The organism is Mesorhizobium sp. LNHC232B00, assembly GCF_000502435.1.
In the GTDB taxonomy this organism is placed as follows: domain Bacteria; phylum Pseudomonadota; class Alphaproteobacteria; order Rhizobiales; family Rhizobiaceae; genus Mesorhizobium; species Mesorhizobium opportunistum.
The window spans coordinates 488,542-509,806 of sequence record NZ_AYWP01000003.1 but is presented as its reverse complement, the minus strand read 5'-3'; the positions used below and the strand labels follow the sequence as shown (position 1 = coordinate 509,806).

The 21,265-nt window shown below is 63.7% G+C and carries 21 protein-coding genes, 2 pseudogenes and 1 riboswitch; of the genes and pseudogenes, 16 read left to right on the top strand and 7 right to left on the bottom strand.

Going from position 1 to position 21,265, the window contains the following annotated elements:
• The first annotated feature begins 106 nt into the window (after window positions 1–106).
• The gene (purD, locus tag X743_RS161900; RefSeq protein ID WP_023764520.1) at window positions 107–1,384 is read left to right on the top strand and encodes a phosphoribosylamine--glycine ligase; all 1,278 of its coding nucleotides are present in this window, start codon (window positions 107–109) and stop codon (window positions 1,382–1,384) included.
• A gap of 19 nt (window positions 1,385–1,403) precedes the next feature.
• Here purD and X743_RS161905 read toward each other — a convergent pair whose 3' ends face one another.
• The 3 genes from X743_RS161905 to X743_RS161910 all read right to left on the bottom strand — a co-directional run bounded on the left by X743_RS161905 (window position 1,404) and on the right by X743_RS161910 (window position 3,138).
• Window positions 1,404–2,558, bottom strand: a complete 1,155-nt coding sequence (locus tag X743_RS161905) for a glycoside hydrolase family 25 protein (RefSeq protein ID WP_245264170.1) — start codon at window positions 2,556–2,558, stop codon at window positions 1,404–1,406.
• A gap of 116 nt (window positions 2,559–2,674) precedes the next feature.
• Window positions 2,675–2,887: a DUF1778 domain-containing protein gene (locus X743_RS1000000170410; RefSeq protein WP_084555455.1), complete on the bottom strand. Its 213-nt coding sequence runs from the start codon at window positions 2,885–2,887 to the stop codon at window positions 2,675–2,677.
• Window positions 2,888–2,901: 14 nt separating this feature from the next.
• A complete protein-coding gene (locus tag X743_RS161910; protein ID WP_023764518.1) occupies window positions 2,902–3,138 on the bottom strand; it encodes a hypothetical protein in 237 nt (78 codons plus the stop codon).
• A 212-nt stretch (window positions 3,139–3,350) separates the two neighbouring features.
• Between X743_RS161910 and X743_RS01000000168710 the strand changes: the two are divergent.
• Window positions 3,351–5,127: pseudogene (locus X743_RS01000000168710) on the top strand (acyl-CoA dehydrogenase).
• Window positions 5,128–5,155: 28 nt separating this feature from the next.
• The gene (locus X743_RS161915; protein WP_023764517.1) at window positions 5,156–5,905 is read left to right on the top strand and encodes a crotonase/enoyl-CoA hydratase family protein; all 750 of its coding nucleotides are present in this window, start codon (window positions 5,156–5,158) and stop codon (window positions 5,903–5,905) included.
• Between the two features lie 75 nt (window positions 5,906–5,980).
• On the opposite strand, the gene pdxH is transcribed toward X743_RS161915, so the two are convergent.
• On the bottom strand, window positions 5,981–6,598 hold the full coding sequence (gene pdxH / locus X743_RS161920; RefSeq protein WP_023764516.1) for a pyridoxamine 5'-phosphate oxidase: 618 nt from the start codon (window positions 6,596–6,598) through the stop codon (window positions 5,981–5,983).
• A gap of 41 nt (window positions 6,599–6,639) precedes the next feature.
• On the opposite strand from pdxH, the gene X743_RS161925 reads away from it, so the two are divergent.
• The 4 genes from X743_RS161925 (at window position 6,640) to X743_RS161940 (ending at window position 9,697) form a co-directional block, all read left to right on the top strand.
• On the top strand, window positions 6,640–7,101 hold the full coding sequence (locus X743_RS161925; RefSeq protein WP_023764515.1) for an RT0821/Lpp0805 family surface protein: 462 nt from the start codon (window positions 6,640–6,642) through the stop codon (window positions 7,099–7,101).
• Between the two features lie 112 nt (window positions 7,102–7,213).
• Entirely contained in the window at window positions 7,214–8,140 is a 927-nt protein-coding gene (locus tag X743_RS161930) for a J domain-containing protein (RefSeq protein WP_023764514.1), read from the top strand.
• 106 nt (window positions 8,141–8,246) lie between these two features.
• Complete coding sequence (gene fabI, locus X743_RS161935) at window positions 8,247–9,068, top strand: enoyl-ACP reductase FabI (RefSeq protein ID WP_013896683.1); 822 nt, start codon at window positions 8,247–8,249, stop codon at window positions 9,066–9,068.
• A gap of 41 nt (window positions 9,069–9,109) precedes the next feature.
• Entirely contained in the window at window positions 9,110–9,697 is a 588-nt protein-coding gene (locus tag X743_RS161940; RefSeq protein WP_023764513.1) for a histidine phosphatase family protein, read from the top strand.
• Between the two features lie 30 nt (window positions 9,698–9,727).
• Here X743_RS161940 and X743_RS161945 read toward each other — a convergent pair whose 3' ends face one another.
• Window positions 9,728–9,988, bottom strand: coding sequence for a DUF1344 domain-containing protein (locus X743_RS161945; protein WP_013896681.1), 261 nt, complete (start codon window positions 9,986–9,988; stop codon window positions 9,728–9,730).
• Window positions 9,989–10,171: 183 nt separating this feature from the next.
• Here X743_RS161945 and aroC point away from each other — a divergent pair, with 183 nt between their 5' ends.
• Window positions 10,172–11,269: a chorismate synthase gene (aroC, locus tag X743_RS161950; protein ID WP_023764512.1), complete on the top strand. Its 1,098-nt coding sequence runs from the start codon at window positions 10,172–10,174 to the stop codon at window positions 11,267–11,269.
• Between the two features lie 74 nt (window positions 11,270–11,343).
• Complete coding sequence (gene ribB / locus X743_RS161955; protein ID WP_023764511.1) at window positions 11,344–12,444, top strand: 3,4-dihydroxy-2-butanone-4-phosphate synthase; 1,101 nt, start codon at window positions 11,344–11,346, stop codon at window positions 12,442–12,444.
• A gap of 50 nt (window positions 12,445–12,494) precedes the next feature.
• On the opposite strand, the gene X743_RS161960 is transcribed toward ribB, so the two are convergent.
• Window positions 12,495–13,718, bottom strand: a complete 1,224-nt coding sequence (locus tag X743_RS161960; protein ID WP_023764510.1) for an MFS transporter — start codon at window positions 13,716–13,718, stop codon at window positions 12,495–12,497.
• Between the two features lie 121 nt (window positions 13,719–13,839).
• Between X743_RS161960 and X743_RS161965 the strand changes: the two genes are divergently transcribed.
• The gene (locus X743_RS161965; RefSeq protein ID WP_023764509.1) at window positions 13,840–14,448 is read left to right on the top strand and encodes a TetR/AcrR family transcriptional regulator; all 609 of its coding nucleotides are present in this window, start codon (window positions 13,840–13,842) and stop codon (window positions 14,446–14,448) included.
• Between the two features lie 92 nt (window positions 14,449–14,540).
• Window positions 14,541–15,524, top strand: a complete 984-nt coding sequence (locus X743_RS1000000171945; protein ID WP_023764508.1) for a hypothetical protein — start codon at window positions 14,541–14,543, stop codon at window positions 15,522–15,524.
• Between the two features lie 116 nt (window positions 15,525–15,640).
• Here X743_RS1000000171945 and bluB read toward each other — a convergent pair.
• Window positions 15,641–16,225 (bottom strand): annotated as a pseudogene (bluB, locus tag X743_RS1000000173240) (5,6-dimethylbenzimidazole synthase); the annotation flags it as partial.
• Between the two features lie 92 nt (window positions 16,226–16,317).
• Window positions 16,318–16,498, bottom strand: a riboswitch (cobalamin riboswitch).
• A gap of 121 nt (window positions 16,499–16,619) precedes the next feature.
• Between bluB and X743_RS161975 the strand changes: the two are divergent.
• The 5 genes from X743_RS161975 to dxs all read left to right on the top strand — a co-directional run bounded on the left by X743_RS161975 (window position 16,620) and on the right by dxs (window position 21,144).
• On the top strand, window positions 16,620–17,546 hold the full coding sequence (locus tag X743_RS161975; RefSeq protein ID WP_023764506.1) for a histone deacetylase family protein: 927 nt from the start codon (window positions 16,620–16,622) through the stop codon (window positions 17,544–17,546).
• Window positions 17,547–17,549: 3 nt separating this feature from the next.
• Complete coding sequence (locus tag X743_RS161980) at window positions 17,550–17,801, top strand: exodeoxyribonuclease VII small subunit (RefSeq protein WP_023764505.1); 252 nt, start codon at window positions 17,550–17,552, stop codon at window positions 17,799–17,801.
• 99 nt (window positions 17,802–17,900) lie between these two features.
• A complete protein-coding gene (locus X743_RS161985; RefSeq protein WP_023764504.1) occupies window positions 17,901–18,167 on the top strand; it encodes a DUF2277 domain-containing protein in 267 nt (88 codons plus the stop codon).
• Between the two features lie 40 nt (window positions 18,168–18,207).
• Window positions 18,208–19,128, top strand: a complete 921-nt coding sequence (locus tag X743_RS161990; protein ID WP_023764503.1) for a pirin family protein — start codon at window positions 18,208–18,210, stop codon at window positions 19,126–19,128.
• Between the two features lie 102 nt (window positions 19,129–19,230).
• On the top strand, window positions 19,231–21,144 hold the full coding sequence (gene dxs, locus X743_RS161995) for a 1-deoxy-D-xylulose-5-phosphate synthase (RefSeq protein ID WP_023764502.1): 1,914 nt from the start codon (window positions 19,231–19,233) through the stop codon (window positions 21,142–21,144).
• The last annotated feature ends 121 nt before the right edge of the window (window positions 21,145–21,265 follow it).

Genomic DNA, 21,265 nt, shown 5'->3' with positions numbered 1-21,265 from the left:
GTTTCGAGAACCGTAGCGGAGCGGACATTTGGTCCGTGAGCAACGGAAGCGCAGAAAACGCCTCCAGATGGCCGCCAGAGCAGAATTTCGGCATCAAGAGGTGGCCATGAACGTTCTTCTTCTGGGCTCCGGCGGCCGCGAACATGCGCTTGCCTGGAAGATTGCCGCTTCGCCGCTACTGACCAAGCTCTACGCGGCTCCCGGCAATCCGGGCATCGGCAGCGAGGCCGAGTTGGTGAAGCTCGATATCACCGATCATGCCGCCATCGCCGTCTTCTGTCGGGAGAAAAAAATCGACCTCGTCGTGGTTGGCCCGGAAGGACCGCTCGTCGCCGGCATCGCGGACGATCTGCGCGCCGAAAGCATCCGCGTCTTCGGGCCTTCCAAGGCTGCCGCGCGGCTGGAAGGCTCCAAGGGTTTCACCAAGGATCTCTGCGCCAGGTACAACATCCCAACCGCAGCCTACGGCCGCTTCGGCGATCTGGCCTCCGCGAAAGCCTATGTCGAGAAAACGGGCGCGCCGATTGTCATCAAGGCCGATGGGCTTGCCGCCGGCAAGGGCGTCACCGTTGCGATGACGCTGGACGAGGCACGGGCGGCACTCGATTCCTGCTTCGACGGTTCTTTCGGCGCCGCCGGCGCGGAAGTGGTGATCGAGGAATTCATGACCGGCGAGGAGGCGAGCTTCTTCTGCCTCTGCGATGGCACCACGGCACTGCCCTTCGGCACCGCGCAGGACCACAAGCGCGTCGGTGACGGCGACGTCGGCCCAAATACGGGCGGCATGGGGGCCTATTCGCCGGCCCCGGTGATGACGCCGGAAATGGTCGAGCGCACCATGCGCGAGATCATCCAGCCGACCATGCGCGGCATGGCCGATCTCGGCGCGCCCTTCGCCGGCATCCTCTTCGCCGGGCTGATGATCACGGACAAGGGGCCGAAGCTGATCGAATACAACACCCGCTTCGGCGACCCGGAATGCCAGGTGCTGATGATGCGGCTGAAGGACGATCTCCTGGTGCTGCTCAACGCCGCAACCGACGGCCAGCTCGCACACACCTCCGTGCGCTGGCGCGACGAGGCGGCGCTCACCGTGGTGATGGCGGCACGGGGCTATCCCGGCACGCCGGAAAAAGGTTCGGTCATCCGCGGCGTCGAAGACGCGGCGGCTGACGGCGTCCAGATATTTCATGCCGGCACCGCCATCAACGGCGGCGCACTGGTCGCCAATGGCGGCCGCGTGCTCAATGTCACGGCGACGGGCGCGACCGTCGGCGAGGCGCAGGCGCGGGCCTATGCCGCGCTCGACCGCATCGACTGGCCCGACGGATTCTGCCGCCGCGACATCGGTTGGCAGGCCGTGGCGCGCGAGCAGGCGCACTGAAGCTCGATTGTGACGGCAGCTACCGCTGGCCGCGATCGCTTTTGGTCGAAGCGGTGCTGACCGGGTCGGCCGCGGCGAAGGCGGCATCGAGTTGCGCGGGTGAACGCTGCTCGGTCTGCTTCCAGGCAACATATTCGACGATGCCGAAGCTCGGCCGTCGCGGCACGGTCTTCACGACAGGCATGCGAAAACCACTGCGGAATCTTGACCAGCGCGTACCGAGCACCGCGACCAGTTCCTCGAACGTCGGCGGCGTCGCGACATCGGCATAGATGAGGGTGGTCTTGCCGGCCAACGCTGCTTCGCGCGACAGCGGTACCGGTACGCTGGCGAGATAGTCTGACGGCACGTCGATCAGCCCGCCAAAAGGCCATTGCTGGTGCAGCGTGGCGGCGTCTGTTGGCGCGACGTTGACATCGATATCGTCAGGCGTGCCGGCGACCCTGTAGGGGCAACGGAAATGGCCGCAATTGGCCTGCGCCGAGAATTGCCAGAGTGCATAGCCCTGCCAGTTGCCCATTGGAAAATGCACGTCGATGTCAGGCTTGTAGCGCGCGTACCAGAGCGGCAGCCGCGACAAGAGCCGGTATTTGTAGCGGTTGTCGGCGATGAACTGTGCGGTCTTGCCATTGGTGTAGAGCACCGGGAAACGGCCGACGCGCCTGTGCACCTGGCGCACGAACTCCTCGGCATCGTCGAGCGACATCCATTGCGAGGGATCGTTGCCCTCGATGTCGAGAGCCATGAGATCGTCGGGTGCCGGTTCGGCGAAGTCGAGGAAATTGTTGGCCTGCTCGACCGGATTGCCGGGGCGGGCGAGATGATAGGCGCCCCATTTCATGCCGAGCGCCTTGGCCACGATCCTGCGCGTCTGGAACAGCTCGCGTGTCACCGCATGGCGCTTCCACAACGCCTTGCAGAGCTTCACCTCGGTGTCGCTGCCAAAGCAGAAATAGGGCGGCGGCATGCCGTCCGACGCCTTGTTGATGAAGGCGACGACGCGTTTGTCGGTGGCAAGCTGCGCCCAGTCGATGGAATTGTATTCATAGGCATCGACCACCAAAGCGCGGTCGGCATTCTTCCACGGCTCGGAAAAATCCGAGGCCCTTGCCGCCGCCGACAGCGTCATCGTCGCCGCAAGAGCGAGAAGCGCTGTACGGCGAAGGAGGCGCATCGTCCTTTTCAAAACAGGGAATCCCCGTTGATCAAAGGCAGATGCTGAACCGCCATGGTTAAGGAAGTGCTTCTACCGGGAAGCCGGCGTTCAGAGGATCAACGTCAGCGCGAGATCTAGCGTGATACAACGACAAGCCGTTTATAGGCCTGGGCGGCTTTGCGTAGCGCCTCATTCGGCTCCGAAGGGTTTAGGATCGCTTCCGCCAACGCTATTTGATCTTCGATAGAAAGGCGGATGACATCGCCCTCTTCAAAAGAGGGCCATGCTGTCTCCTCCGCTGTTTCGGCGCGGGCAATGTCAGTTGGTTCGTTTGGCGCCATGGTCATCTTTGGTCCTGCGTTCAACGCCGGCCAAACGGCTGGAATTCAAACGGATCCGGCGCCGGCGCCTGCTGCAGCGTGCCTTCGGCTGCGCGTTTGCGGTGGTGGGCGAGCGAGCATTTCGGCGAGCACAAAATGCCGCGATCCGACCAATAGGCGGCGCCGTTTTCCAAGTCGCCATGATAGTAAGAGAACCCCGCCGCCCGGTAGGGCAGGCCGCATTCGATACAACGGTAGGCGTCGGGTCTGGCGAGCATGGGATTGGTTCCAGTCGGCTGGTTCTGGTCTGTCGCCGGTCGAATTGATCCGGCATCGATCGAATCTAATACGTGTCGGGACGATTGCAAAATCCGCGTGACAAAATTTGACGTTTACGTAAAAAGGAAAGCGGAAGATCGCCCAAAGGCGGATGGTTTTGCGGCTTCGCGAGCCATAGGGTCCGTTGGCGGAAGGTGAGGAGGAAAGCGGCATGTATCGGGCACCCGTCGAGGATATCGCGTTCACGCTGAAGCACGTGGCCGGCATGAAATCCGCTCTCGAAGCCGGCTCGTTCGGCGATCTCGGCGAGGATCTGGTCGACGCCGTTCTCGGCGAGGCAGGCCGTTTCGCCACCGAGGAAGTCGCTCCGCTTTACAAGATCGGTGACCAACACGGTGCCGTGCTCAAGGATGCCGCCGTCACCACCCCGCCCGGCTGGAAGGAACTTTATCGCCGCTGGATCGATGGCGGCTGGAATGCGCTTTCCGGTCCGGAAGCGTATGGCGGCCAGGCCCTACCGACCATGCTCGGCGTCGCCGCGCTCGAAATGTGGAACTCCGCCGCCATGGCTTTCGGCATCGGCCCGACGCTGACCATGGGCGCGGTCGAAGCGCTCGACAAGCACGCCTCCGAAGACCTCAAGGCGAAATATCTGGAAAAACTCGTCTCCGGCGAATGGACGGGTACGATGAACCTGACCGAGCCGCAGGCCGGCTCGGACCTCGCCGCCTTGCGCGCCCGCGCCGAGCCGGCCGGTGACGGCACATACCGCATCTTCGGCCAGAAGATCTTCATCACCTATGGTGAGCACGATTTCACCGACAACATCGTTCATCTGGTGCTGGCCCGCCTGCCGGATGCGCCTGCCGGAACGCGCGGCATCTCGCTGTTCCTGGTGCCGAAATTCCTGGTCGGCGACGACGGCTCGCTCGGCGCGCGCAACGACGTCTTCTGTTCCGGCCTCGAACACAAGCTCGGCATCCATNATCCATGCCTCGCCGACCTGCACCATGATCTATGGCGACGGTTTCCAGGGCGCCAAGCCGGGCGCCATCGGCTGGCTGGTCGGTGAGGAGAACAAGGGCCTCGCCTGCATGTTCACCATGATGAACAATGCGCGGCTTTGCGTCGGGATGCAGGGCGTGGCGGTCGCCGAAGCCGCGACCCAGAAGGCGATCGCCTATGCCAATGAGCGCCGCCAGGGCAAGGCGGCGGATTATGCCGGCACCGGCATGGCGCCGATCGTTCATCATCCCGATGTGCAGCGCAATCTCCTGACCATGAAGGCGCTGACGCAGATCGCTCGCGCCATCAGCTATTCCTGCGCGCACGCCATCGACATGGCGCGTGTATCGTCCGGCGACGAGGCGGCGCATTGGCGCGACCGCGCCAATCTTTTGACACCGCTGGCCAAGGCGTTTTCGACCGATGTCGGGGTGGAAGTGGCCTCGCTTGGCCTCCAGGTCCACGGCGGCATGGGTTTCATCGAGGAGACCGGCGCGGCTCCCCTTTATCGCGATGCCCGCATCGCGCCGATTTATGAGGGCACCAACGGCATCCAAGCGATCGATCTGGTCACCCGTAAGCTGCCGCTCGGTGGCGGCGAGCATGTCCATGGCTTCATCGGCGAACTGGCCGCGGTCGCCAGTGCCGTGCGCACCTCCAACCTGCAGGGGTTCGGTCGCACCGCCGATGCTCTCGACGCGGCACTCGACGACCTGACGCAAGCGACCCGCTTCCTGCAAAAAATGTCGGCGGAGGGCCGGTCGGAAGAGGCGCTGGCGGGTGCCACACCTTATCTGCGGCTGATCTCGTTGGCAGCCGGCGGCGCCTGTCTGGCGCGGGGCGCTCTGGCCGATCACGGGCGCATCGCGCTTTGCCGCTTCTTCGCCGAAAATCTGCTTGGCGAGGCGCGCACGCTGAAAGAGCGCGTTATCGACGGTGCCGAAAGTCTCGCCATAGCCGGCAAAGCGCTGATTTCTGCCTGACGTTCACAGGGCCTAACAAGGAAGAACCGTGACAGACCACATCCTCGTCGAGCGCCAGGGCGCCATCCAGATCATCCGCATGAACCGCCCGGACAAGAAGAACGCACTGACGCGCGCCATGTATGCCAAGATGTCGCAAACATTGGCCGAAGGCGATGCCGATCCGGCCATCCGCGTCCATGTGTTCCTGGGGGTGCCCGGCGCCTTCTCCTCCGGCAACGACCTTGCCGATTTCATGGTGGTGGCCACCGGCGGCGACGGCGGCACTGAAGTCTGGGATTTCCTGATGGCGCTGGCCAGGGTCGAAAAACCCATGGTCTCCGGCGTCGACGGCATCGCCGTCGGCATCGGCACCACGCTCAACCTGCATTGCGACCTGACCTTCGCAACCCCGCGCACCGTGTTCCGGACGCCCTTCGTCGACCTCGGCCTGGTGCCGGAGGCGGGATCGAGCCTCTTGGCGCCGCGCGTGCTGGGGCAGCAGGCCGCTTTCGCGTTGCTTGCCCTTGGCGAGGGCTTTTCGGCCGAGCGCGCCAAAGCCACCGGCCTGATCTACGAAATGGTCGAGGAAGGAGCGCTGGAGGCCTCGGTGCTGGCGGCGGCGGGCCAGATCGCCGCCAAGCCGCCGCAGGCGCTGAAGATCGCGCGCGACCTGATGCGCGGCTCGCGCGAAGACCTCATTGCTCGCATCGGCGAGGAAAGCGAGCACTTCCGCGAGCGGCTGAAGTCGGACGAGGCGCGCGCCGCGCTGACGGCGTTCATGACCAGGAAGAAATAGCTCGACCTTCTACCTCCCCTCGATGGGGAGGTAGGCCCGCGGGGCCGGCTGGGGTGAAGCGCCGACTTACCGCGTTCAGGGATAAAGCCGGGTCTTGTCCCAACCGCCCATGGCGTTGCGGGAAAAGACCACACGATCATGCAGCCGGAACGGCCGGTCGTGCCAGAACTCGATCGTATTCGGCACGATGCGGAACCCCGACCAGTGTTTGGGTCGCGGAATCTCGCCGATTGCGTAACGGGCCGTGTATTCGGCGACAGCTTTCTCCAGCGCGAACCGGCTTTCGAGCGGCCGCGACTGTTTCGAGGCCCAGGCGCCGATGCGGCTGCCGCGCGGCCGCGTCGCATAATAGGCGTCGGCTTCGGCATCGCTCACGATCTCCACCGGACCGCGAATGCGTACCTGGCGGCGCAGCGATTTCCAGTGAAAGCACATCGCCGCCTTCATGCTGCCCAGAATCTCCTGGCCCTTGGCGCTCTCGAAATTCGTGTAGAACACAAAGCCGCCCTCATCGAACCCCTTCAGCAGCACCATCCGCACATCCGGCATGCCTTCGGCATCGACGGTCGCCAGCGCCACGCCGTTGGCATCGTTGATTTCGCTCTTCGTGGCGTCATCCAGCCATGCGGCAAAGAGGCGAAACGGCTCGCCGGCCTCGGTAAAGTCACCGCTTGTTAACTCAGTGTCACTCATAGTTTTTCTCAAATTGCCACGGATCAGGGGGAGGTTGCCGATTGTCGCGTATCGCGCAAGCTTTTGACAGCAGGCAATGGAGCGTTATCGCTTCGGCCAGCGCGAAAGCCGCGATCGTGGTCGTCAGCCTGCCACTGGCTGCCTGTGGAGCGGGTGGCTTCAGCCTGGAAAAGGCGGAGGTCGACCGTTCGATCCTGACCAGCAGCACGTCTGCTTCCGCGGCGCCGGCCGATTCGGATCGAAACTCCGACCAGACGACGATCGGCAATGCGGTATCTTCCGCCGACATCGAGCAGCTCGGCGGGCAGGCCGTGCCATGGGCGAATGCCGGGACCGGGTCGCGCGGCTCCATCACCGAGCTCGCTGAATTGAAGGACAGCGGCCAGACCTGCCGCCGCTTCAAGGCGTCGCGCGAAAGCTTTGATGGCGTTGCAATGTTCGAGGGTGAGCTGTGCCTCGCCAGCGCCGGTGGCTGGCGCATGCAGGGCTTCAAGCCACTCTAACTTCCGCCCTCGATTTCCGCCCTTGATATGACGGTCCGGCACTGGAATTTCTTCCTATGCGAGCGCATATAGGAGGCAAGTATGGACTCAACTCATTTCCAGGGCAGGACGCATGCGCGACCCGTATGAGGTGCTGGGCGTTGCAAAGAACGCATCGGCCAAGGACATAAAATCGGCATACCGGAAGCTCGCCAAGAAACATCATCCGGACCAGAATCCGAATGATCCCAAGGCGAAGGATCGTTTTGCCGCGGCCAACCAAGCCTATGAGATCGTCGGCGACGAGAAAAACCGTGCCGCCTTCGATCGCGGCGAGATTGACGCCGACGGCAAGCCACGTTTCCAAGGTTTCGAGGGCGCCGCCGGTGGCGATCCCTTCGGCGGATTTCGTCGACAGCAAGGGGCGGGTGGTTCGCGATTCGAATTCCGCTCGGGTCGTCCGGGCGGCGATCCGTTCGACGGCAACAGCGATATTTTCAGCCAGATTTTCGGCGACGCCTTTTCGGGCGCGCGCGGTCCCGGCATGGGCGACCGCCGCCAGCCCGCGACCGCTGCCGATCTGAACGTGACGCTCGACATCACCATCGAGGAAGCCGCGAATGCCGAAAAAGTGACGGCGATGTTCCCGGATGGCCGCAAGGTGGCGGTCAAGCTGCCGGCCTATGTCGAGGACGGCCAGACCATCCGGCTGAAGGGGCAGGGCGAGCAGGGACCGGGTCAGCCCGGTGACGCGCTGGTCAAGATCCACATCCGCCGGCATCCGCGTTACCGTATCGAGGGCCGCGACCTGCACGCCGACCTGCCGGTGTCGCTGGCGGACGCGGCACTGGGCGCCAAGGTGCCGGTCGAGACGCCGACCGGCAGGCTCGCGGTCAACGTTCCTGCCTGGTCGAGCTCGGACAAGGTTCTGCGCCTCAAGGGCAGGGGCCTGCCGGAAAAGGCCGGCGGCCATGGCGATCTCTATGTCCATGTGCGTATCATGCTGCCGGAGAGCGGCGACAGCGCGCTCGAAGCGCTGCTGCGCGGCCAAAAAGGCTGATCGACGGCTTTTGTCCCCCGAACTGTCCGGTTTGAACGCTTGAAGGGGCTTTGTGCCTGTGCGATAGGCACTCCACAAAGCAGAAGATCTTGCGGAGAGCACGCACATGGCGGGTGGACAGGGCCTGATGGCCGGCAAACGCGGCCTTATTCTCGGCGTCGCGAACAACAGGTCGATCGCCTATGGCATCGCCAAGGCGTGCGTCGATCACGGCGCGGAAATCGCGCTGACCTATCAGGGCGAGGCCTTCAAGAAGCGTGTCGAGCCTTTGGCCACGGAACTGGGCGCTTTTGTCGCCGGCCATTGCGACGTCACCGATCCGGCGAGCCTCGACGAGGTTTTCGCCAATGTCGCCAAGCATTGGGGGGGCAAGCTCGATTTCCTCGTCCATGCCATCGCTTTTTCCGACAAGGACGAGCTGACCGGGCGCTATGTCGAGACGACGCGCGACAATTTCCTGCGCACCATGGACATTTCGGTCTATTCCTTCACCACCATCGCCAAGCGCGCCGAGGCGCTGATGACCGATGGTGGATCGCTGCTGACGCTGACCTATTACGGCGCCGAGAAGGTGATGCCGCACTACAACGTCATGGGCGTAGCCAAGGCCGCGCTCGAAGCCAGCGTGCGCTACCTGGCGGTCGATCTCGGCTCCAAGAAGATCCGCGTCAACGCGATCTCCGCCGGCCCGATCAAGACGCTGGCCGCTTCCGGCATCGGCGACTTCCGCTACATCCTGAAGTGGAACGAATACAATTCGCCGCTGAAGCAGACGGTCACGCAGGAAGAGGTCGGCGATTCCGGCGTCTATTTCCTGTCAGACCTGTCGCGTGGCGTCACCGGCGAAGTGCACCACGTCGATTCCGGCTATCACGTTGTCGGCATGAAGGCGGTCGACGCGCCTGATATTTCGACGGTCAAGGACTAATCCCCTCCGCCCAGGCCCAGGCCCGACCACCGGAAGACCTGATGTACCCGCTGGTTTATATCGTGCGCCACGGCCAGACCGCGTGGAACGCCGAGTTCCGGCTGCAAGGGCAGGCCGACACCGACCTCAATGCCCTTGGCCGCGAACAGGCGACCGGAAACGGCCGTCGGCTGGCCGAACTTGTCCATGATTCGGAGAATTTCGATTTCGTCGCCAGTCCGATGAAGCGGACGCGCGAAACGATGGAGCGTATCCGCGCCGCGATGCAACTCGATCCGGATGCCTATCGGACCGATCCCCGCCTCGTCGAAGTCAATTTCGGCGATTGGCAAGGATCCACCTTCGCCGAACTCGAGACCCGATATCCCGGCGCGAGCAGGACGCGCGCTTTGGACAAATGGAACTTTCAGCCGCCGGGCGAAGGCGCCGAGAGTTACCGGATGCTGCTCGAGCGGGTCAAACCCTGGTTCGATGCGCTGAACCGGCAAACTGTCTGCGTGACGCATGGCGGCGTCATGCGCACCTTGTTCCGTTTCGTGCTTGATATGGCGGAGGACGAGGCAGCGAACCTGGAGATACCGCAGGATCGCGTGCTCAAGCTCGAAGGCAAGAGCCTGGAGTGGCTTTAGGTCACCTGAACCCGTTCAAACGCGACGCGCTTAGTTCGTGTCGCTGTCCGGCAGCTGCATATCGGTTACGACGTTTTCGCCATTGGTCACGTCGTAGGCGATGACGATGTCCATGCCCGGCTTCAGCGCGTCGAGATCGGTCTCGGCGTTCAGCTTGTAGGATTTGCCGTCGTCCAGCGTCAGCGTCAGCGCATCCTTGTCGATCTTCTTGATCAGGCCTTCGGTCTGGCCGGCGAAAGCGGCGGTGGAAAGCAGCAGCGTGGCGGCAACAGCGCCAATCAGGGTACGCATCATCGTCCTCTTTGGTCATTGCGCCGGCACGGTGGCGGCGGATCCTCAACGGCGAATGGAGCAGAGCAGAAACCAACCGAATGTGTCAAAACTAAATCCGCCGGATCACAGTTTGACCCCTGTGGAAAACGCCAATAGAACGCAGGCTTCAACCGGCTCGGCTGCCGATCAGGGCACTTTTCCATGTCTCACAACACGTTCGGCCATCTTTTCCGTGTCACCACCTGGGGTGAAAGCCATGGCGCCGCACTAGGCTGTGTGGTGGACGGCTGTCCGCCCGGCATCCGCTTCACCCGGCTGGAGATCCAGGCCGAACTCGACAAGCGCCGGCCGGGCCAGTCGCGCTTCGTCACCCAGCGCCGCGAACCCGACGAGGTGAAGGTGCTGTCGGGCTTCGTCCTCGACGAGGACGGCCAGACCATGATCACCACCGGCACGCCGGTCTCGATGTTGATCGAAAATGTCGACCAGCGTTCGAAGGACTATGGCGAAATCGCCCGCCAGTACCGGCCGGGTCATGCCGACTACACTTATGACGTCAAATACGGCATACGCGATTACCGTGGCGGCGGCCGCTCCTCGGCCCGCGAGACGGCCGCGCGCGTGGCGGCCGGTGCGCTCGCCCGCAAGGTGGTGCCCGGCATGGTGGTGCGCGGCGCGCTGGTGTCGATGGGTGAAAAGTCCATTGATCGCGCCAACTGGAACTGGAACTTCATCGGCGACGCGGAAAATCCGTTCTTCACGCCCGATCCGGCTTCCGTTCCCGTCTTCACTCAGTATCTCGACGGCATCCGCAAGGCCGGTTCCTCGGTCGGCGCGGTGATCGAGATCGTTGCGGACGGCGTTCCGCCAGGGCTCGGGGCGCCGATCTATGCCAAGCTCGACCAGGACATCGCGTCGGGCCTGATGTCGATCAACGCCGTCAAGGGCGTCGAGATCGGCAACGGCTTCGAGGCCGCCCGCATCACCGGCGAAAAGAATGCCGACGAGATGCGCATGGGCAATGACGGCAAGCCGGTGTTCCTGTCCAACAATGCCGGCGGTATCCTTGGCGGCATCTCGACGGGCCAGGCGATCATTGCCCGCTTCGCCGTCAAGCCGACTTCGTCGATCCTGACGCCGCGAAAGTCGATCGACAAGGACGGCAACGATGTCGAGGTGATGACCAAGGGCCGCCACGACCCCTGCGTCGGCATCCGCGCCGTGCCGATCGGCGANATCGCCGACCATTATCTGCGCCATCGGGGACAGACGGGGCAGGGAGTAGGCAGTAGGGAATAGGCAGTAGGCCTTTTTTTCTTTCCCCTACTGCCCTATTGCCTACTCCCTATTCCCGCGAGCGAAGCGAGCACTCCATGCCTTACGACCAGAAGAAGATCGTCGAAGCCCTGCGTGCCTTCGAACGCGGCGAGATCGTCGTCGTCATGGACGATGACGGGCGCGAGAACGAGGGCGACCTGATCGTCGCCGCCGTTCATTGCACGCCGGAGAAGATGGCCTTCATCGTGCGCAACACCTCCGGCATCGTCTGCACGCCGATGCCGCGCGAGGAAGCCAAGCGGCTCAACCTGCAGCCGATGGTCGCCGACAATGATTCGGCCCATACCACCGCCTTCACCGTCAGCGTCGATTTCAAGCACGGCACCACGACAGGCATTTCGGCCGACGACCGCACGCTGACCGTGCGCAACCTTGCTAACGGCAATGTCGGCGCTTCCGATTTCGTCCGCCCCGGCCATATCTTTCCGCTCATCGCGCGCGAAGGCGGCGTGCTGATGCGCTCCGGCCATACCGAAGCCGCTGTCGATCTTTGCAAACTCGCCGGCCTGCCGCCGATCGGTGTGATCTCGGAACTGGTCAATGACGACGGCACCGTCAAGCGCGGCCCGCAGGTCGCGGCCTTTGCCGAGGAGCATGGTCTCAAGCAGGTGTCGGTCGCCGATCTCATCGCATATCGGCAACGCAAGGAAACGCTGGTCGAACGCGTGGCCTGCTCGGAGATCGACACACTCGGCGGCAAGGCGCAGGTCTTCACCTACACACTGCCCTGGGATTCCATGCATCATGTCGCCGTGGTCTTCGGCGACATTCGCGATGGGGAAGAGGTGCCGGTGCGGCTGCATTCCGAGGATGTGGTGACCGACGTCTTCGGCACCAGCCACCGGCTGGACGCCATCATGAAGACGATGGGCGAGCGCAAGCGCGGCGTGATCGTCTATCTGCGTGAGGGCTCTGTCGGTGTCGCGCACCAGGAGCGCAAGCGCCCGGCGAGCGGCGAGCGCGAGGACCATGAGGAGGCCCGCCGCCGCGAGAATGAATGGCGCGAAATTGGCCTTGGCGCACAGATCCTCAAGGATCTCGGCATTTCCTCGATCAATTTGATCGCTTCGCGCGAGCGCCACTATGTCGGCCTCGAAGGTTTTGGCATCCATATCGCCAAGACCGAAATCATCTGAACTGCCGGTGATGATAGCGCCCGGTCCGTTCAAACCGGGCGCTTCGTGGATCATTCAGCAGGAACGACCGCCGCTTCGCATCCATCCAGTTCGCAATTGTGGGTGGCCAAGCTGCGCTGGCCGAGCAGCACCGTGACCAGTGCAATGGCGCCTGATGCCACCGAAACCCAGAACCCGTTCTGGGCGCCGAACGCATCCACCACCGCGCCGGCGGCGAACGACCCCAGCGCCATGCCGATGCCGATGCCTGTCATCACCCAGGTGATCCCCTCGGTCAGCATCGCTTCCGGCACATGCCGTTCGATCAGGCCGAAGGCGGTGATGAAGGTCGGCGAGATCGCGACGCCGCTGATGAAGACGGTCAGCGCCAGCAGCGGCACGCTGTCGGCGGTGAGCGGCAGCAGCGTGCCGAGCGCGACCAGGGCGACCGCAATGGCAAGTTGGCGTTGCAGCGGCGCCTTGAGGTTGAACGCGCCGACGACGATGCCCAGCGCGAACGATCCCAGCGCATAGACGCCGATGACCAGGCTCGCGGCACCCGGCTGGCCGAGTTCCTTTGTGATCGCCACGGTGCTCACTTCTGTCGTGGCGAACGTCGCGCCGATGAAGATCAGGGCGAAGGTGATGATCTGCACCGGCCGCAGGCGGATCGCCGAACCGCTGGAGCCATTGGCTACCGGTCGCACTTTCGGCTCGGTCGAGCGCTGCAGGATGAAGGCCATCGATCCGACGGCGAGGAACAAGGTGCTCGCCAGCATGCCCGCCTCCGGGAACAGGCCGGCACTGAGACCCACCGACAGCGATGCTCCGGCGATATAGACCAGTTCGTCCGCCGCCGATTCGAAGGCGAACGCGGTGTTCATCTGAGGCCGGCCCCGGAAAATCTCGGTCCAGCGCGCCCGTACCATTGCCGGCATGCTGGGCATGGCTGCCGCCAGCAACGCCGACACGAACAGCGTCCATATCGGCCAGTCCTGATTGGCGGACGCAATCAGTATGATGAAAGCGAGCACGGAGATGATGGTGGTGGGCACGACAATTGGGGTCTGGCCAAGACGGTCCACCAGCCTTGATATTTGCGGCGCCAGGAAAGCGTTGGCCAGCGCGAATGTCGCCGAGACGGCGCCCGCCAGCCAGTACTCGCCGCGTGTCTGCGACAGCATTGCCACGATGCCGATCGGAGCCATGGCAATCGGCAGGCGCGCCATGAAGCCGGCAGTTGCAAAGCCCTTGGCGCCAGGGGCGCGAAAGATTTCCGAATAGGGATTCTGCATGATCCTGTTCCTCGACAAAGGACAATTCGACAATTACATACGAAGCGTATGAGTGTTAGGTAGACCATACGCCGCGTATGTCAATTGGCATACGAGACGTATGTGAATAGGGCCAGACGGAATGCACAAACCACGCAAGGAGATGATCGCGCAAACGCGCGCCAAGCTGATCGCCGCGGCCCGCCAGGCTTTCGGCACCATTGGTTACGCCGAGGCCTCCATGGATGATTTCACCGCGTCGGCCGGGCTGACGCGCGGCGCCCTCTATCACCACTTCGGCGACAAGAAGGGACTGCTGGAGGCGGTTATCGCCGAAATCGACGCCGAGATGGCGGCACGGGTGAATGAGGTCGCATCGAGAGCGCCGAACCGCTGGCAACACTTCGTCGACGAGTGCACGACCTATATCGAAATGGCGCTGGAGCCGGAGATCCAGCGTATCATGTTCCGCGACGGTCCGGCCGTGCTGGGTGATCCGGCACAATGGTCGAATGCCAATGCCTGCGTCGGCTCAATGACCGATCATCTTACCGCGCTGCAGGGGGAGGGAGTGGTCGTCCCGAGCGTCGACCCCGAGACTGCCGCACGGCTTATCAACGGCGCCAGCAGCCAGGCGGCGCAGCGGATCGCCAATTCGAACGATCCCGAAGCGACATCGAGGAAGGTGGTGGCGGCGTTCAAGCAACTGCTCGAAGGCCTGCTCAGGAAGCCGGGTTCGCAGCCGGTCTGAAATCCCGTCTGCGGTCCGGCCCACCCACCCACGATTGACAATCTTCGGGTTGAGCGCATCCTCCCCAGCCATCTCTGAGGGGGATTCGGGGCATGTGGGATTTCGATATCGGCAGGTCGGTGTCCATCATGATGCGGACCTGGCCCTTCATTGTCTTTCGCATGATCGTCTATTTCGGCATCACGCTGGCCTACATCATGGCGACCGGAACCGGTGCCTCGGTCGGCTATGGCGTCGGCCATATCTCCACCGATCCCGACGGGCCAATGTCCTTTGCCCTATGGGGCGGCGTGGTCGGCTTCGGCGTCGTCTCGATCGCCGTCTACTGGATCCGCGAATACATCCTCTACGTCGTAAAGGCCGGCCATATCGCCGTCATGGTCCATCTGATCGACGGCCAGGACGTCCCCGGCGGCCAGGACCAGATCGCCTATGCCAGGCAAGTCGTGACCGAGCGTTTCGCCGAGGCCAACATCCTTTTCGTCGTCGACCAACTGGTCAAGGGCGCCATTCGAGCTGTCACCGGCCTGCTCGGCGGCATCGCCGCCTTCCTGCCGATTCCGGGCTTGAGCGGTCTTGTCTCCTTCATCAACACGGTGATCCGCCTGTCGCTGACCTATGTCGACGAGATCATCCTCGGCTACAATATCCGCATCAATTCGTCCTCGCCCTTCGAGACCGCGCGCCAGGGCGTGGTGCTCTATGCCCAGAACGGCAAGACCATGGTCAAGAACGCCGTCTGGCTGGCGGTGATCATGTGGGGCATGTCCTTCGTCATCTTCCTGTTGATGCTGGCTCCTGCCGCCGCAATTCTCTTCATCATGCCGGGGCAACTGGCTGGTTGGGCCTTCGTGCTCGCCATCGTCTTTGCCTGGGCGTTCAAGGCGGCTTTCATCGAGCCTTTCGCCATCGCCTGCCTGATGCAGGTCTATTTCAAGACCATCGCCGGCCAGGTGCCCGATCCCGCCTGGGACGCCCGGCTCGCCGAGGCCTCGTCGAAGTTCAGGGAACTCAAGGACAAGGCGCTGGCCTCCTTCGGCGGCTCGCGCTGGGACACGGCGGGCGCGACACGCTGATTGGCCAGGCTTGCCGGCGCGGCATCGACGGCGTTGAGGCGTGCCACCGCCGATTTGAGCCGCACCTCGCCCTGACCGCAAAAAGTCTCGCTCATGATCAATTCGGGCAGCGGCAGGCGTCGGCCCCAGCCATGCGTTTCGAGGTCCGGTTTGGGCGCGAATTCGGAGACCCGGCCGACGCAGAGATAGGCGACCGGCGTCACGTGATCGGGAATGGACAGCAGGCTTTTCAGCGCCCCGGCCTCGATGATGCTGACCCAGCCGACGCCGACGCCCTCGGCGCGCGCGGCCAGCCAGAAATTCTGCACCGCGCAGACCGTGCTGTAGAGGTCCATCTCCGGATTGTGCCAGCGTCCCAGCGGCGAACCCTGCGAGCGTTGCCGGTCGCAGGTGATGCAGATGTTGAGCGCGCTCTCGCAGATGCCTTCCAGCTTGAGCTTGCGGTAGAGCGCCTGCCTTTCCTGTTCGATGGCCGGCAATTCCTGCTCGCGCGCAGCGAGGAACAGGTCGCGCACCTCCGCGCGCCGTGCGGCATCGCGGATGACGATGAAGTTCCACGGCTGCATGAAGCCGACCGACGGAGCGTGGTGGGCCGCAAGCAGCAGCCGCGCCAGCACCTCGTCGTCGAGCGCGTCGGGCAGGAAATGGCTGCGCACGTCACGCCGCGTGAACATGGCGCGGTAGACCGCGTCGCGTGCCATCTGGTCAAATCCGTCGCTACCAGGAGCGGTCATGTGTTCCGGCATCGCTTGTCCCCTTGCGATTGCTATCGATGCCAGCCGCCTGACCATGCGGATGACGATGTCTGCCAGGCCGGTCTTCTGGCTTGGGATCAACCCGCGTGCGGTGCCTTCCCGTCATCGACAGTGGCATTTACCGGCGCGGTTCCCCTCACAGCGTTGGGCACGCCACGGAATTCAACCGTGTTCCCGATTCTCCCGCTTGCGGCGGGCACCAGGCAGTGCCGGCGACCTTACGCCGAACCGCCCGGGGCGCCAATCCCCGCAGCGACGCCAATGGACGCAGGCGTGATTTTCCCCAGCGATCGAGCCGCGATGCATGGCCATCGCGGCGCCGGGGCACTAGATAGGGAGCATGGCCACTCGTCTCTACACGCATCCGATCTTCCTCGAACACATCACGCCGCCTGGCCACCCCGAGCGGCCGGACCGTTTGCGCGCCATCGAGCGCGTGCTCGACGACGAGGCCTTTGCCGCGCTCGATCGTGTCACGGCGCCGGAAGGTGACGAGGCCACCATCCTCTATGCGCATCCCGCCGATTTCGTCGCCCGCGTGCGCGCCGCCATCCCTGACCAAGGCATCGCCCGCATCGATGCCGACACCACCGCCAGCCCGAAGAGCTGGCAAGCGGCGATCGCGGCGATCGGCGCCGCCAATGCCGCCGTCGACGATGTCTTTGAGGGCCGCGCCGACAATGTGTTCGTCGCAGCGCGGCCCCCCGGACACCATGCCGAAAAAACCACGGCCATGGGCTTCTGCCTCTTCAACACGGCGGCCATCGCCGCGCGTTATGCGCAGAAGAAGCATGGCGTCGAGCGCGTCGCGGTCGTCGATTGGGACGTGCATCATGGCAACGGCACGCAGGACATTTTCTGGGATGATCCCTCGGTGCTCTACTGCTCGACGCATCAGATGCCGCTCTATCCCGGCACTGGCGCGAAGGACGAGACCGGCGCCGGCAACATCGTCAACGCGCCGCTGGCGCCGCAGACCGGCAGCGAGGTGTTTCGCGATGCCTTCCTATCGCGCGTGCTGCCGGCGCTCGACAATTTCGCGCCGGATTTGATCATCATTTCCGCAGGCTTCGATGCGCACCACCGCGACCCGTTGGCCGAGATCAACCTGACCGAAGACGATTTCGACTGGGCGACCGGCCAGCTGATGCAGCGTGCCGCGCGCCACAGCAGCAACCGGCTCGTCAGCCTGCTCGAGGGCGGCTACGATCTGCAGGGATTGGCATTTTCGGTCGCCGCCCATGTCGGGCGACTGATGAAAGGATGAATGATGGCTGGTGAGACCAACGAAGACGTCAAGGCGATGAGCTTCGAACAGGCACTCGACGCGCTGGAGAAGATCGTCGATGATCTGGAACGTGGCGACGTGCCGCTCGACCAGTCGATCAAGATCTATGAGCGCGGCGAGGCATTGAAGGTGCATTGCGACCGGCTGCTGAAGGCTGCCGAGGACAAGGTCGAGAAGATCAGGCTGTCGCGCGACGGCAAGCCGGTCGGGACGGAGCCGCTCGACCCGGACTGAGGCGCGCAGCCGTCTCACCGGTTTTTGGACACGATCGTGATTGAGTATAGAGTTCGTCTCGATTGAAATGGCTCCAGGACAAGAGGAGATACGGAAGCGATGTGCAGAAACATCAAGACCCTGTTCAATTTTGATCCGCCGGCAACCAACGACGAAGTCCGCGACGCTGCACTTCAGTTCGTCCGCAAGCTGAGCGGAACGACGCGGCCCTCGAAGCAGAACCAGCACGCGTTCGACCATGCGGTCGAAGTCATCGCGGCATCGGCGCGCGAGCTTCTCGATTCGCTTGAAACCAACCAGCATCCGCGCAATCGCGAAGAGGTTGCGGCCAAACTGCGGGCAAAGGCGGCAATCCGCTTTGCCTGATGTGGCCAGGGCGGTCCTTGGCCGCTGACAAGGAGAGTTCATGAGCTTCTTCCCCGGGGAGGATCCCGAAGCCGGCGACGCCTTCGCAAGCGACCAGATCGAGCTGATGGTCATCCCGAATGCCAAGGACATTGGCGGCTTTGAAGTCCGCCGCGCCTTGCCGACCGCCAAGAGACGGCTGGTCGGTCCGTTCATCTTCTTCGATCGGATGGGCCCGGCCATCCTGCGCGCCGGCCAGGCGCTCGATGTCCGCCCGCATCCGCATATCGGCCTGTCGACGGTGACCTATCTGTTCGACGGCAAGATCCGCCATCGTGATTCCCTCGGCACCGAAATGGTGATCCAGCCCGGCGACGTGAACCTGATGACCGCCGGCCGCGGCATCGTGCACTCCGAGCGCACGCCGGAAGAACTGCGCGGCGCGCCGATGTCGATCTCCGGCCTGCAGACATGGCTGGCGCTGCCGGACGACAAGGAAGAGGTGGCGCCGGTGTTCGAGAACACCGCTGTCCTGCGGCTTCCCGACATCGACGCCGAAGGCGTCAGCGGTCGTGTCGTCATCGGCGATTTCCAGGGTCTGCGCTCCCCGGTGCGTACCGACTCCGAGACGCTCTACGCCGATCTCAGGCTAGCGCCGGGCGCCAGCGTGAAAATCCCGGCCGATGCGGAAGAACGCGCCATCTATACGCTGGAAGGCGAGGTCGCGATTTCGGGCGATGTCTTCCCGGCCGAACGACTGCTGGTGTTCCGGCCCGGTGACGACATCATCGTATCGTCGCAAACCGGTGCGCATTTCATGCTGTTCGGCGGCGCTTCGCTCGGTTCGAAGCGGTATATCTGGTGGAATTTCGTCTCGTCGTCCAAGGAGCGCATCGAACAGGCCAAGCAGGAGTGGAAGACGGGCCGCTTCGATATCGTTCCAGGAGATGAGGAAGAGTTTATTCCGCTGCCCGAAAGCTGAAGAAGGTCGGCGAGGGAACCTGATCGATCCGCGTCACTGACAAGCATTTACTTTCGCCGGCCGGCGGCCTATCCCGCCGTTGAACAGAAAGCCCGAGCACCCGTGAACGCAACGCCGCATACGCCGCTTCTCGACAAGGTCCGTATTCCGGCGGATCTGCGCGCGCTTGCCGAAAGCGAGCTGCCGCAACTGGCGTCCGAACTTCGCCTCGAACTGATCGATGCCGTGTCTCGCACCGGCGGTCACCTGGGTGCCGGCCTCGGCGTGGTCGAACTGACGGTGGCGCTGCATTATGTCTTCGACACGCCGGATGACCGGCTGATCTGGGATGTCGGCCACCAGGCCTATCCGCACAAGATCCTGACCGGCCGCCGCGACCGCATCCGCACGCTGCGCCAGGAAGGCGGTCTGTCCGGCTTCACCCGCCGCGCCGAGAGCGAATACGATCCCTTTGGCGCCGCCCATTCCTCGACATCGATATCGGCTGGCCTCGGCATGGCCGCCGCGCGCGACCTCTCCGGTGGCCGCAACAACGTCATCGCCGTCATCGGCGATGGCGCCATGTCGGCCGGCATGGCCTACGAGGCGATGAACAATGCCGGCGCGCTCGATGCCCGTCTCATCGTCATCCTCAACGACAACGACATGTCGATCGCCCCGCCGACGGGCGCGATGAGCGCGTATCTGGCGCGGCTTGCCTCCGGCAAGGCCTATGCCGGCCTGCGCGACTTCGGCAAGAAGCTGACCTCCTACCTTGGCAAGCGCGCCGATCGCGCGATCACAAGGGCGGTCGAGCATGCACGCGGCTACGTCACCGGCGGCACATTGTTCGAGGAACTCGGGTTCTACCATATCGGCCCGATCGACGGTCACAATCTAGAGCATCTGATCCCGGTCCTGAAGAACGTCCGCGACAATGGCGAAGGCCCGGTGCTGATCCATGTCGTCACCCAGAAGGGCAAGGGCTATGCGCCGGCCGAAGCCGCAGCCGACAAATATCATGGCGTCAACAAGTTCGATGTCATTACCGGCACTCAGGCCAAGGCGCCGGCCAACGCGCCGGCCTATACCAAAGTGTTCGCCGAAAGCCTGATCCAGGAGGCTCGCGAGGATGAGCGCATCGTCGCCGTCACCGCCGCCATGCCGAGCGGCACCGGCCTCGACCAGTTCGGCGAGGTGTTCCCGGCCAGGACCTTCGATGTCGGCATTGCAGAGCAGCACGCGGTCACCTTTGCCGCTGGTCTCGCGACCGAAGGCTACAAGCCGTTCGTGGCGATCTATTCGACCTTCCTGCAGCGCGCCTACGACCAGGTCGTCCACGACGTCGCCATCCAGAAACTGCCGGTGCGCTTCCCGATCGACCGCGCCGGCTTCGTCGGCGCCGACGGCGCCACCCATTGCGGTGCGTTCGACACCACCTTCCTGGCAAGCCTGCCGGGCTTTGTCGTGATGGCGGCTGCCGACGAGGCGGAGCTGCGCCACATGGTGCGCACCGCGGCGAGCTATGATGACGGCCCGATCGCCTTCCGCTATCCGCGCGGCAACGGCGTCGGCGTCGACATGCCGGAGCGTGGCTCGGTTCTCGAACTTGGCAAGGGCCGCATTATCAGGGAAGGCACCAAGGTCGCCCTGCTGTCCTTCGGCACGCGTTTGCAGGATTGCCTGATCGCCGCCGAGGAACTCGGGGCGGCGGGGCTTTCCACCACCGTTGCCGATGCCCGTTTCGCCAAGCCGCTCGACCAGGATCTGATCCGGCGGCTCGCCCGCTCGCACGAGGTTCTGGTGACGGTGGAGGAGGGAGCAGTGGGCGGCTTCGCCAGCCACGTGCTGCAGTTCCTCGCCCATGAAGGACTGCTGGAAAGCGGCCTCAAAGTGCGCCCGTTGGTGTTGCCCGACATATTCACCGACCACGCCAAGCCGGAAAAGATGTATGCCGACGCCGGTCTCGACGCCGACGGCATCGTGCGCACCGTGTTCACTGCGCTCGGCCATACGGCCCACGCCCAGCGCGCCTGAATCAAAACCTCAAGCGCTTGAATCAGTTTGCCGGCCTGATTTCATAACCCATTGTTAACACTGTCGTTTGGCGTTTTGCTTACCGTATCTCTTGGCCGTTTTTCAACGGCGCCCTGCTAGG

Excerpts from the sequence above, each read along its gene's own strand:
- purD (WP_023764520.1), top strand. The coding sequence starts at position 107 with ATGAACGTTCTTCTTCTGGGCTCCGGCGGCCGCGAACATGCGCTTGCC.
- X743_RS161905 (WP_245264170.1), bottom strand. The coding sequence starts at position 2,558 with ATGCGCCTCCTTCGCCGTACAGCGCTTCTCGCTCTTGCGGCGACGATG.
- X743_RS1000000170410 (WP_084555455.1), bottom strand. The coding sequence starts at position 2,887 with ATGACCATGGCGCCAAACGAACCAACTGACATTGCCCGCGCCGAAACA.
- X743_RS161910 (WP_023764518.1), bottom strand. The coding sequence starts at position 3,138 with ATGCTCGCCAGACCCGACGCCTACCGTTGTATCGAATGCGGCCTGCCC.
- pdxH (WP_023764516.1), bottom strand. The coding sequence starts at position 6,598 with ATGAGTGACACTGAGTTAACAAGCGGTGACTTTACCGAGGCCGGCGAG.
- X743_RS161930 (WP_023764514.1), top strand. The coding sequence starts at position 7,214 with ATGCGCGACCCGTATGAGGTGCTGGGCGTTGCAAAGAACGCATCGGCC.
- fabI (WP_013896683.1), top strand. The coding sequence starts at position 8,247 with ATGGCGGGTGGACAGGGCCTGATGGCCGGCAAACGCGGCCTTATTCTC.
- X743_RS161940 (WP_023764513.1), top strand. The coding sequence starts at position 9,110 with ATGTACCCGCTGGTTTATATCGTGCGCCACGGCCAGACCGCGTGGAAC.
- X743_RS161945 (WP_013896681.1), bottom strand. The coding sequence starts at position 9,988 with ATGCGTACCCTGATTGGCGCTGTTGCCGCCACGCTGCTGCTTTCCACC.
- ribB (WP_023764511.1), top strand. The coding sequence starts at position 11,344 with ATGCCTTACGACCAGAAGAAGATCGTCGAAGCCCTGCGTGCCTTCGAA.
- X743_RS161960 (WP_023764510.1), bottom strand. The coding sequence starts at position 13,718 with ATGCAGAATCCCTATTCGGAAATCTTTCGCGCCCCTGGCGCCAAGGGC.
- X743_RS161965 (WP_023764509.1), top strand. The coding sequence starts at position 13,840 with ATGCACAAACCACGCAAGGAGATGATCGCGCAAACGCGCGCCAAGCTG.
- X743_RS1000000171945 (WP_023764508.1), top strand. The coding sequence starts at position 14,541 with ATGTGGGATTTCGATATCGGCAGGTCGGTGTCCATCATGATGCGGACC.
- X743_RS161975 (WP_023764506.1), top strand. The coding sequence starts at position 16,620 with ATGGCCACTCGTCTCTACACGCATCCGATCTTCCTCGAACACATCACG.
- X743_RS161980 (WP_023764505.1), top strand. The coding sequence starts at position 17,550 with ATGGCTGGTGAGACCAACGAAGACGTCAAGGCGATGAGCTTCGAACAG.
- X743_RS161985 (WP_023764504.1), top strand. The coding sequence starts at position 17,901 with ATGTGCAGAAACATCAAGACCCTGTTCAATTTTGATCCGCCGGCAACC.
- X743_RS161990 (WP_023764503.1), top strand. The coding sequence starts at position 18,208 with ATGAGCTTCTTCCCCGGGGAGGATCCCGAAGCCGGCGACGCCTTCGCA.